The following is an 11,983-nucleotide window of genomic DNA, read 5'->3' as shown; positions in this document are numbered from 1 at the left end:
GCCGTGCCCGGCGAGGGCGCAGCGCGGCGCTACCGTTGGATCACATCTCCCAACGCACGCTCACCGCGAACGTGCGCGGCAGGCCGGCGCCGGCGTTGGACCAGTACCTGCGGTTGGCCAGGTTCTCGACGCTGGCACGCAGGGTCACCGGATGGCCTGACGCCAGCAGGCGATAGCCGATGCCTGCGTTCACCAGCGTGTAGTCGGGCAGCTTCAGGGTGTTGTCGGCGTCGTACCAGACATCGCCGTAGTAGCGCACGGCGGCATAGGTCTCCAAACCGTCTACCCAGGGCAGCTGGTAGGTGGCGTGCAGTACGCCGCTCCAGCGCGCAGCACCGGCGGTACGGTTGCCTTCCTGTGCGGCGCTGCCCGGGGACAGCTTGTCGTAGGTCGGATCCAGCCAGGTGACGCCGCCGCCGACCGTCAGTGCATCGTTGAGGTGCAGGTCGGCACTGGCTTCGATGCCTTCGTACAGCGTGACGCCATCCTGCACCAGGCGCTTGCCGGCCGGCGTGAGCTCATCGATGTTGGCACCACGTTCCAGCCGGAACGCGGCCACGTTCGCATTCCAACGCGCCGCTTCGACCTTGGCACCGATCTCGTACTGCTTGCTGATGGTGGGATCGAGCACGTCACCGGCGTTGATGTAGCTGTTGCCTACGCGGCTGCCCGCTTCCAGCGACTCGATGTAGCTGGCGTAAAGGGTGACCGCCTCGCTGGGCTTGAACATCACGGCGTAGGTCGGGGTGACCGGGTAGGTGTGGTATCGCCCCTTGGTTTCGAAGTCGTTGTAGCGCCAGCCCGCCAGCACCGACCAGCCGCTGCCGAGGTTCACCGTATCGCTTGCGAACACCGCCTGCTGCACCGTCTCGTCGCCGCGGGTCATCACCCGCGAACCGACGGCGTCGTGGCGGATGGCATGGCGCTGGTACAGGTTGGCGCGGCCGATCAGGTTCCACTCGTAGGGACGGTCCCAGCCCAGCCCGGTCTGGTGGCTGATGCCTGCCACCACCTGATGCTGCAGCGGACCGGTGTGGAAGCTGCCCTGCAACATCGCCTGGGCCAGCTTCCACTCGCTCTTGCCACCCAGTTCGTAGACATTGACGTCGTAGTCGCCGTTGAGATCATCGATGTAGGCGAAGATCTTGTTGACGTCATTCCATGAAGTGGTGACGCCATAACTCAGGCTGGCCTTCCAGTCACTGTTGATCTGCCAGTTCAAGCCGGTCGACAGCAGGCTGGAGCGTGTGTCGTAGTAGGTGCCGGGTACGCTGTTGTCGGTATCTCCAGAGATCGGCCGCGGCAACGAGGTCAGGCCACGGAAGTAGTACTGCGGTGATTCCTCGCGCAGGTCGCGCGACTGGAACACGCCGTCGAAGGTCCAGGTGAGCGCATCGCTCAGGCGCGCGTCCAGCGACAGTGCACCGACCTTGCGATCGACATGGCCACCGTTGAAGGTTTCGCCCTTTTCCTGGTATGCGTTGAAGCGGTAGCCGAACATCTGCTCGTTGCCGAAGCGGCCGCCAACGTCGATGCCGCCGCTGACGATGCCCTGTTCGCGCCAGCCCAGCTGGGCGGAGAACGTGGGCGTGTCGGTTGGCTTCTTGGTGATGTAGTTGACGATGCCGCCGGGGGTGCCGAAGCCATACAGGAATCCGCCCGGGCCTTTCAGCAGATCGACCTGTTCCATTACTTCCAGTGGCCATTCGGTGCCCCAGGACGAGACCTGCAGGCCATTGACCCGGTAGCTGTCGTAGTTCAGCTCCAGACCGCGGTTGCGGATCGGCGAGCTCCAGCCACTGGCATAGGCGCTGACCTGGGTGCTGACCGAGGGGTCGAGCAGGAAGGCTTCACCCAGCGAGACCACCTGGCGCTGCTCTATCTGCTCGTGGCCAACCGCGGTGATCGCGAACGGAGTGTCGCGCAGCGCACGGTCGCCCAGTGCACCGGCGTCGGTATGGGTGCGTTCGGCGGTGACTTTCACCGCATCCAGATCGGTGGCGCTACGGCTGCCGGCCGGCGCTTCGGCGTGGGCGGCACAGGCGGCGGAAAGGGCAACGGCCAGCAGGGCCAGGCGGGGGGAACGGGAAGGCAGCATCGATGGTGGTCCTCGACGGACGGCCACAGGCCATCCGCCCACGGGTGGGGGAAGGGGCAGTGGCTGGGATCACACAGGCGTGCCGGAAGCCGGCAGCGGGGCGCCACAACGGGGCGCAGGACCATGGCTGGATGAGAATTGTTCTCTTTTCGTTACGGCGCGTCAAACCCGGAGGCGTGCGGACCAACGGTCCGCACCCACCATCCACACCCACCATCTGCATCCACGGTAGTGCCGGCCGCTGGCCGGCAGATTGGCTGTATGGAGAAAGCCGGCCAGCGGCCGGCTCTACCAGTAGTAGATCCACGCCATGCGTGGATGACCCTTCTACGCCCGCTGCGCGCGCTTGAGCAGCTTCGCTTCGCGCTTGCGTGCGCGGCGTGCCCGCCAGCGTTCGGCCAGGCACGAGAAGATCACGTACAGCGCTGGTGTGCTGAGCAGCGTCAGGCTCTGCGAGAACAGCAGGCCGCCGATCATCGCGATACCCAGCGGGCGCCGCAGCTCGGACCCTTCGCCGAGGCCGATCGCCAGCGGTACGGCGGCCAGGATCGCCACCATCGTGGTCATCATGATCGGGCGGAAGCGCACGATACTGGCCTCGCGTGCCGCTTCGCGCGGCGCCAGCCCATGCTCGCGCTGCGCCACCAGCGCGAAGTCGATCATCATGATCGCGTTCTTCTTGACGATGCCGATCAGCAGCACCAGTGCGATCATCGAGATCACCGACAGTTCGGTGTTGGTGCCGAACAGCGCCAGCAGCGCGCCCACTCCGGCCGCCGGCAGCGTGGACAGGATGGTGACCGGATGGATCAGGCTCTCGTACAGCATGCCCAGCACCAGGTACACGGTCAGGATCGCGGCAAACACCAGGATCAGCATGTCGCTGGGATCGGAGTTGAACCCGAAGCCCGCATCATCGGCCAGGCGGATGTCGCCGGGCATGCGCATGCCGGCCACGGTCGCGTCGATGATCGCCTTGGCCTCACCCATGCTCACGTTCGGCGCCAGGTTGTAGCTCAGGTCCATCGTCGTGTACTGGTTCTCGTGGGTGATCTGCGACGGCGCCAGCCCCGGCACCTGCTTGGCCATCGCCGTGATCGGCACCATCTCGCCGTTGCGCGCCCGCACGTACACCTCGTCCAGCGCTGCCGGCGTAGCGGTCTGCGAGGGCAGGGCGTTGACCACCACGCTGTACTGATTGATGTCCGAGTAGATCGTCGAGATCTGGCGCTGGCCGAACGCGCCGTACAGCGCCCCATCGATGGCGCCGACCGATACGCCCAGGCGCGCAGCCTTGGCGCGGTCGATCTCGATGTTCTGGCGCAGCCCGGCATTGTCGACATCGGTGCCGACATCGCGCAGCTTCGGGTTCTTCTTCAGTTCCGCCTGCAGCTTGGGCAGCCATTCCTGCAGGGACGCCAGGTCATTGCCCTGCAGCGAGATACGGTACTGCGCGCCCTGGCTGGAGCCGCCGCCATCGTTGCTGGGCAGATCCTGGATCGCACGCAGGCGCAGCTGCAGGTCGGGGTAACGGTCGGCCTTGGCGCTCAAGCGTGCCAGTGCATGTGCGGTGGTTTCGCGGCGGCCTTCCTTGCGCGATTTCAGCTCGACGTTGAACTGTGCGCTGGAGCCCTGGCGGCCGCTGCCCAGGCGTACGCCCACGGTCTTCACCGCCGGGTCGGCCATCAGCATGTCGGTGATGCGACGCTGGCGGGCGACCATGTCTTCGAAGGAAACGGTGGCACTGGAGTTGGCGCGGCCCCAGATCAGGCCGGTGTCCTGCGGCGGGAACGCGCCCTTCTTCACTGCGCCGAACAGGAAGATGGTGACGCCGATCAGGATCAGCGGCGTCAACGACAGCAGCAACGCGTGGCGCAGCGAGAAGTCGAGGAATACGGTGTAGATGCGCAGCATGCGCTCGTGGCCGGCATCCAGCCAACGGCCGAAGCGCGACGGCGCTGCCTTGTGATCATGGGCACTGAGGAAGCGGCTGCACAGCGCCGGGGTCAGCGTCAGCGAGACGACCATCGACACCACGATGGCCGCGACCAGGGTAACGGTGAACTCGCGGAAGAACGCACCCATCATGCCGCTGGCGAACAGCAGTGGGATGAACACCGCCACCAGCGAGGCGGTGATCGAGACGATGGTGAAGCCGATCTCGCGGGCACCGGTCAGCGCCGCCTGCATGCGCGGCATGCCCTCGTCGAGGTGGCGCATGATGTTCTCGATCACCACGATCGCATCATCGACCACGAAGCCGATCGCGATCACCAGCGCCAGCAGGCTCAGGTTGTTCAGGGTGAAGCCCATCACGTACATCACCAGCGCGGCACCGGCCAGCGACAGCGGCACGGTCACTGCGGCGATCAGCGTGGGTGCCAGCCGGCGCAGGAACAGCGCCATGGTCAGCACCACCATCGCCAGGCTGATCAGCAGGGTGATCTGCACTTCATGCAGCGACGAGCGGATGGTCGGCGTACGATCGAAGTACGGCGTCATCGTGGTGCCGGGCTGCAGGTAGTCGCGCAGGGTCGGGATCTGCGCCTTGACCCGGTCTACGGTCTCCACGATGTTGGCGCCGGCGCGGGTGAACACGTACATCACCACCGCCGGTTTGTGGTCGAACCACGCGGCCTGGTAGGCGTCCTGCTGGCCGTCGTAGACGTTGGCGATGTCCTTCAGGCGGATCACCCGGCCGTCGCCCTGGGTCTTCACCACCAGGTCGGCGAAGTCGGCAGCGCGTGCGACCGAATCGTTGGCGATGATCGCGGTGGTGGTGTTGCCATCGCTGAGGAAGCCGGTGGGTGAGGTCACGTTGGCCGCACGCACCGCGTTGCGCAGGTCATCGGCGGTCAGGCCCAGCGCGTTCATCAGGCGCAGGTTGACGTCCACACGCACCGCCGGCGTCGAGGCACCGGCGATGTCGACCGAGGCCACGCCGCTGATCTGGCGGATGCGCTGGGCCAGCAGTGAGTCAGCGACGTTGTACAGCTCGTCGGCCGACTGCGTTTGCGAGGTCAGCGCGATGGCGATGACCGGATCGTCGTTCGGGTTCGCCTTCTGGTACATCGGCGAACCCATGCCCGAGGGCAGGTCGGCCTGTGCAGAATTGATCGCGGTCTGTACGTCCAGCGCGGCCGAATCGATGTTGTGGCCGCTCTGGAAGATCATGAACACAAGCGAGCTGCCTTCCGAACTCGACGAGCGCATGCGGTCGATGCCGGGCAGCTGGCCGAGGTGGCGCTCCAGCGGTGCGGTGACCGTCGAGGCCATGGTCGCCGCATCTGCGCCCGATTGGCTGGCGTGCACGAAGATCACCGGGATCTCGATGTTCGGCAGCGCCGATACGCCCAGCCGCAGGTAGCAGATCAGGCCGACCATGAACAGGCCGATGGCCAGCAGCGCGGTGCCGATCGGACGGCGGATGAAGGGGCCGGACAGGTTCATCGTGCGGGCCACCACGGCAGTGGGGCGTGGATCATGCCTGCGGCTCCTGCAGTGAACCATCGCGCAGTGCGCGCTGTTCACGGCGGCGTGCCAGCCACTCGGAGAAGCGCTCCATGTACAGGTAGATCACCGGAGTGGTGTACAGGGTCACCAGCTGCGACAGCAGCAGGCCGCCGACGATGGCGATGCCCAACGGGCGGCGCAGCTCCGAACCGATGCCGGTACCCAGCGCCAGCGGCAGGGCGCCGAGCATGGCCGCGGCGGTGGTCATCATGATCGGGCGGAAACGCAGCAGGCAGGCGCGGCGGATCGCTTCGTGCGCGTTGGCACCGGCGCGGCGTGCCTCGATCGCGAAGTCCACCATCATGATGCCGTTCTTCTTGACGATGCCGATCAGCAGCACGATGCCGACGATGCCATCCACCGACAGGCTCAGCCCGCACAGCATCAGCGCCAGCAGCGCGCCAACACCGGCCGGCGGCAGCGTGGAGATGATCGTGATCGGGTGGATGTAGCTCTCGTACAGCACGCCCAGCACGATGTAGATCACCACCAGCGACGCCAGCAGCAACCACACCACATCGGTCTGGCTGCCGGTGAATTCGGCAGCCTTGCCGATGAACTCGGCATGCAGGTGGGTGGGCATGTCCAGGTTGTCCTTGGTTTCCTGGATCGCCCGCACCGCTTCGGACAGCGAATAGCCCGGTGCCACGTTGAACGAGACCGTCACCGCCGGCAGCTGCTGCTGATGGCTGACCAGCAGTGGCGCGCTGCTGACCTTGCCCTCGGCCAGCGCCGACAGCGGGATGATGTTGCCGGCGCCGACGGTGATACCGGTGTTCTGCGCACCGATGCCCGTAGCGGTCGACGAGTTGGACGAGGTGACCTGGCCGAAGCTGGTGGCATTGGTGCCTGTCAGTGCACCGGCACCATTGGAGGCAACGGCCAGCTGTTCCATCAGCGCGGTGCTGGTGCGGAACTCCGGCGCCACTTCCAGCACAACGCGATACTGGTTGAGCTCGGTGAAGATGGTCGAGATCTGGCGCTGGCCGAACGCATCATAGAGGGTGTCGTCGATGGTCTGCATCGGCACGCCCAGCACGCTGGCCTTGTCGCGGTCGATGTTCAGCTCAAGCGCACGGCCTTGGTTGGACAGGTTGTTGTCGACGTCGGCCAGTTCCGGGCGCTTGCGCAGTGCTTCGGTCAGGCGCGTGGCCTGGGTGGCCACCGTGGCCGAATCCACGTCCGACAGCGAGTACTGGTACTCGGTGGCAGCCACGCGGGTATCCAGGGTCACGTCCTGTACCGGCTTCAGGTACAGCGCGACACCTGGAATGCCGGCGACGGCCTTCTGCAGGCGCGGCAGGATCTTGTCCAGGCCGTCACGCTCGCCGCGTTCCTTCAGCACGATCGACAGCTGGCCCTGGTTGAGCGTGGGGTTCATGCTGCCAGCACCGATGAACGCCGACACGCCGGTCACGTCCGGGTCCTGGCGCAGTGCTTCGGCCACCTGCTTGGTGCGCTGCTCCATCTGCGGGAAGGCGATGTTCTGGTCGGCCTGGACCACGCCGGTGATCAGGCCGGTGTCCTGCTCGGGCAGCAGGCCCTTGGGAATCAGCACGTACAGCAGCACAGTCAGCACCAGCGCGCCGCCGGCCACGGCCAGGGTCAGCCGCTGGTGGCCCAGCACCCAGTCCAGGCTCTGTTCGTACAGGCCCACCGTGCGCGTCCACAGGTTCTGCTTGCCGGCGGCGGCCGCACGCTCATGCGCGTCCTCGCCCTCGGGCAGCGCGTCGGGCTTGAGCAGGTAAGCGCACATCATCGGCGTCAGCGTCAGCGAGATCAGCATCGACAGCACGACGGCGATGCTCAGCACCCACGCGAACTCATGGAACAGGCGGCCGGTGACGCCGGGCATCAGCAGCAGCGGCAGGAACACCGCCACCAGCGAAACGGTCAGCGACAGCACGGTGAAGCCGATCTGGCGCGCACCGATTTCGGCCGCTTCCTTGCCACTCTTGCCCTGCTCGATGTAACGCACGATGTTCTCGATCATCACGATCGCATCGTCGACCACGAAGCCGGTGGCCACCACCAGCGCCATCAGCGACAGGTTGTCCAGCGACATGCCGGCAAAGGCCATCACCGCGAAGGTGCCGGCCAGCGATAGCGGCACCGCCACCGAGGGAATGATCGTGGCCCACAGCCGGCGCAGGAACACGAAGATCACCGCTACCACCAGGCCGATGGTGAGGATCAGGGTGAACTGCACTTCATGCACCGAGGCGCGGATGGTCTCGGTACGGTCGTTGAAGATCTGCAGGTGCACGTCGGCTGGCAACACGCCCTGCAGCTGCGGCAGGATCGCGCGGATGCGCTCGACGGTCTGCACGATGTTGGCGCCGGGCTGGCGACGCACTTCCAGCAGCACCGCCGGTTTGCCATCGGCCCAGGCGGCCAGCTGATCGTTCTCAACGCCATCGATCACCTGGGCCACGTCCGACAGCCGCACCGGACGGCCGTTCTTGTAGCTGATGATGGTGTCGCGGTACTCGGCGGCGCTGGACAGCTGGTCGTTGGTGCCAATGCTGTAGGACTGGGTCTTGCCGTTCAACGAACCCTTCGGTGCGTTGACGTTGGCCTGGGTCAGCGCGCTGCGCAGCTGCTCCAGGGTCAGGCCCATGTTCGACAGCTGCGCCGGATTGACCTGGATGCGCACGGCCGGGCGCACGTTGCCGGCGATCGAGACCAGGCCCACGCCCTGCACCTGCGAAAGGCGCTGGGCGAGGATCGAGTCGGCGTAGTTGTTGACGTCGCGCAGCGGGCGCGTGTCCGAGGTCAGCTTCAGGGTGACGATGGCCGCGTCCGCCGGATTCACCCGGTTATAGACCGGCTGGTAGGGCAGCGACGAGGGCAGGGTGGCCTGGCGGATCGCCGCCTGCACGTCCTGCGCGGCGATGTCGATGTCGCGGTCCATCGAGAACTGCAGGATGATCGTGGACAACCCGGCCGACGAGTCGGAGGTCATCAGCTCCAGCCCGGAGATCTGCCCGAACTGGCGCTCCAGCGGGGTGGTGACCAGCGAGGCCATCGTGGTCGCGTTGGCACCGGGGTACTGGGTGGTGACCACCAGGCTGGGCGCATCGATTTCCGGCAGCGCCGACACCGGCAGCTTGCGGTAACCGAGGATGCCCAGCAGCAACAGGCCCGCCATCAACAGCGAGGTGGCGATGGGACGGCGGATGAAGATCGTCGAAAAGCCCACGGACTGATCCTTGCTGGCACTTCAATGTCGGCGCCGGCAGGCTTGCCGGCGCGAGGGAGGTCGGTAGCCTGCGCTCAGCGCGGGCCGCCGCCACGACGGCCACCGCCGCCAGCGTTCTTCTGCTCGGCCGCCTTCAGCTCGGCTTCGGTCGGCACCGCCGGGGTTTCGCCCGGCTTCAGCGCGGTGACCTTGCTGCCCGGCTTCAAGCGGAACTGGCCTTCACTGACCACCCGCTCGCCGCCCTTCAGGCCTTCGGCGATCTGCACCTGGCTGTCACCCACTTCCACGCCGCTGCGCACGGCCTGCATCTTCACCGAGTTGTCGCCCTGCACCACATAGACGTACTCGCCGTCCGGGCCACGCAGCACCGCCTGGGTCGGAATGACCACGCCACCGGCAATCGTGCGCAGCTGCATGCGTACGTTGACGAACTGGCCCGGCCACAGGCCGTTGTCGGTGTTGTCGAAGATCGCGCGCGCCTTGAACGTGCCGCTGTCGGCACTGATCAGGTTGTCGACCACGTCGAGCTTGCCGTCGCCGGACAGCACATGCGAATCGGCGCGGTCCAGTGCCGCGACAGGTACCGCACCGGCGGCCTGCGCCTGGCGCACATCGCCGAGCTGGCGCTCGGGCAGGTTGAACAGCACGTGGATCGGATGGATCTGGGTCAGCGTGACCAGCGCGGTGCCGGCGCTGACCACGTTGCCGGCGTCGACCGCACGGATGCCGGCGATACCGGTGATCGGCGCGGTGACCTTGGTGTACTGCAGCTGCACCTGCGCCGAGCGCATGCTGGCCTCGTTGGCCGCCACCGCGCTTTCATACTGTGCCACTTGGTTTCGCTGTGTATCCAGATCGGTCTTGGCGACGAACTGGCGATACTCCGGCGCGTTCGAGCGCTGGTAGTTGGAACGCGCAGTGGCCAGCAGCGCTTCGTTCTGGCGCTTGGAAGCCACCGCTTGGTCATAACTGGCCTGGGCGGTGCGCGGGTCGATCACCGCAAGCACATCGCCCTTCTTCACTTCCTGGCCTTCGCGGAAGTTCAGGCTCATCAGCTGGCCGCCAACCTGCGGGCTGACGGTGACGGTGTTCATCGCGGTCACCGTGCCCAAGGCACTGGCATAGACCGGCACGTCCTGGCGTGCCGCATCCACCACAGTCACCGGCACCGGGCCGGCATCCGGATCCTCGCCACCCTGGCGCGCAGCTGCCGCCGGGCCACCGGCCTTGTCCTTGCCCCCGCCGAGTACGCGCAGGCCGACCACAGCCAGCACCAGTACCGCCACGACCAGCAGCACGATCTTCCAAACACGTGACATTCAAGGACTCCAAGAGGGCTGGACGGGGCACGGCCCCGGTTGGCATTGCGCAAAGCATACCTGTGCCACATCACGTTTCCTGCATGACGGATGGGACGGGCGCTAAGACCGGATCCGGCCGCGGAGGTTCCCGTGGCGGCGGCGTTGCCCTACATTCAGCTGGAACCCCCTGCCGTGGAGATCGTGATGCGCCGTTCGTTGCTGCTGTCCGCCCTGCTGCTGGCCTTGCCGGCCCTCGCCCATGCCCAGGACGCGCAGCGCCCGGAAGTGACCGCCGCCGCCCAGCGACTGCAGGCCAAGGTGGTGGAGTGGCGGCGCGACTTCCACCAGCATCCGGAGCTGTCCAACCGGGAGGTACGCACCTCGGCCGAGGTCGCCAAGCGCCTGCGTGCGATGGGCCTGAAGCCGAAGACCGGCATCGCCCACCACGGCGTGGTGGCGATCATCGAAGGCGGCAAGCCCGGGCCGAAGATCGCCCTGCGCGCGGACATGGACGCGCTGCCGGTGACCGAACAGACCGGCCTGCCGTTCGCCTCCAAGGCCACCGACCAGTATCGCGGGCAGACCGTGGGCGTGATGCATGCCTGTGGTCATGACGCGCACACCGCCACCCTGCTGGGCGTGGCCGAAGCACTGGTGTCGATGAAGAAGGATCTGCCGGGCCAGGTGATGCTGATCTTCCAGCCGGCCGAAGAGGGCGCTCCGCCGCCGGAGGAGGGCGGTGCCGCACTGATGCTGAAGGAAGGCCTGTTCGCCGACTTCAAGCCGGAAGCGGTGTTCGGCCTGCACGTGTTCTCCAGCGTGCAGGCTGGGCAGATCGCCGTGCGTGGTGGTCCGTTGATGGCTGCCTCGGATCGTTTCGGAATCAAGGTGATCGGTCGGCAGACGCATGGCTCGGCGCCGTGGAATGGTGTTGATCCGATCGTGGCCACCGCCGACCTGGTCGGCACCGCGCAGACCATCGTCAGCCGCCGCGCCAACCTGTCCAAGCAGCCGGCGGTGCTGACCTTCGGCGCGATCAATGGTGGCATCCGCTACAACATCATTCCGGATGAAGTGGAGATGGTGGGCACCATCCGCACCTTCGACGAAGGCATGCGCCAGCAGATCTTCGCCGACCTGCGCAACGTGGCCGAGCACACCGCCGCCGCGCACGGTGCAAAGGCGGTGACCGACATCTACGAGTCGGAAGGCAACCCGGCCACGGTGAACGACCCGGCACTGACCGCGAAGATGCTGCCGAGCCTGCAGGCGGTGGTGGGCAAGGACAATGTGTACGAGCCGCCGCTGCAGATGGGCGCGGAGGATTTCTCGCTGTATGCGAAGGAAGTGCCGGGCATGTTCTTCTTCGTCGGTTCGACCAGCGTGGGCATCGATCCGGCGACGGCACCGGCGAATCATTCGCCGAAGTTCCTGCTGGATGAGAAGGCGCTGGATGTGGGACTGCGCGCGCTGCTGCAGGTGAGCCTGGATTACCTGCACGGTGCCGGCACCCCGGCGGGGTGAGGGTTACCGGCAGGGCTTGCAGCCCTGCACCCGCAGAGGCAACGGCAACAGCCGGAGCAACAGCAAAGGCTGGCATTCCGTGGGATGGCGGGGTGGGTCCGGTTGAGGGGGACGCCGTAAACCCGTCCTTGGGGGCTTGGTCGCGGCATCCATGCCGCTCACATCCCCTCAACCGGACCCACCCCGCCTTCGACAGCTTCCCGCGGCTGTTGGAACGACCTCCTGCTTTGGTAGGTGTCGACCTTGGTCGACACGGCGGACGTCATGAACGTCTGAAGCATCGGCTTTTGATTTTGATTGTTCTGATCTTTCCCGTGGTGGATCGGTGGCAGAAATGTGTCTGGG

6 protein-coding genes are annotated in these 11,983 nt (G+C 66.3%); 1 reads left to right on the top strand and 5 read right to left on the bottom strand.

Translation table 11 applies throughout. The annotated features are described in order from the left end of the window. Positions 1-40: 40 nt before the first annotated feature. The 4 genes from DI041_RS04375 to DI041_RS04360 form a co-directional block, all read right to left on the bottom strand. A complete protein-coding gene (locus DI041_RS04375) occupies positions 41-2,098 on the bottom strand; it encodes a TonB-dependent siderophore receptor (RefSeq protein WP_136639170.1) in 2,058 nt (685 codons plus the stop codon). A 327-nt stretch (positions 2,099-2,425) separates the two neighbouring features. After that, on the bottom strand, positions 2,426-5,548 hold the full coding sequence (locus DI041_RS04370; protein ID WP_136639171.1) for an efflux RND transporter permease subunit: 3,123 nt from the start codon (positions 5,546-5,548) through the stop codon (positions 2,426-2,428). A gap of 31 nt (positions 5,549-5,579) precedes the next feature. Next, entirely contained in the window at positions 5,580-8,813 is a 3,234-nt protein-coding gene (locus DI041_RS04365) for an efflux RND transporter permease subunit (RefSeq protein ID WP_136639172.1), read from the bottom strand. 74 nt (positions 8,814-8,887) lie between these two features. Then, the gene (locus DI041_RS04360) at positions 8,888-10,132 is read right to left on the bottom strand and encodes an efflux RND transporter periplasmic adaptor subunit (protein ID WP_136639173.1); all 1,245 of its coding nucleotides are present in this window, start codon (positions 10,130-10,132) and stop codon (positions 8,888-8,890) included. Between the two features lie 186 nt (positions 10,133-10,318). Between DI041_RS04360 and DI041_RS04355 the strand changes: the two genes are divergently transcribed. Continuing rightward, a complete protein-coding gene (locus DI041_RS04355) occupies positions 10,319-11,638 on the top strand; it encodes a M20 family metallopeptidase (RefSeq protein ID WP_136639174.1) in 1,320 nt (439 codons plus the stop codon). Between the two features lie 158 nt (positions 11,639-11,796). On the opposite strand, the gene DI041_RS21300 is transcribed toward DI041_RS04355, so the two are convergent. Then, on the bottom strand, positions 11,797-11,983 hold a 187-nt coding region (locus tag DI041_RS21300; protein WP_211195542.1), incomplete at its 5' end, for a hypothetical protein.

The organism is Stenotrophomonas maltophilia, assembly GCF_004920835.1.
Lineage (GTDB): Bacteria > Pseudomonadota > Gammaproteobacteria > Xanthomonadales > Xanthomonadaceae > Stenotrophomonas > Stenotrophomonas maltophilia_AQ.
This window is presented reverse-complemented; position numbering and strand designations above follow the sequence as displayed.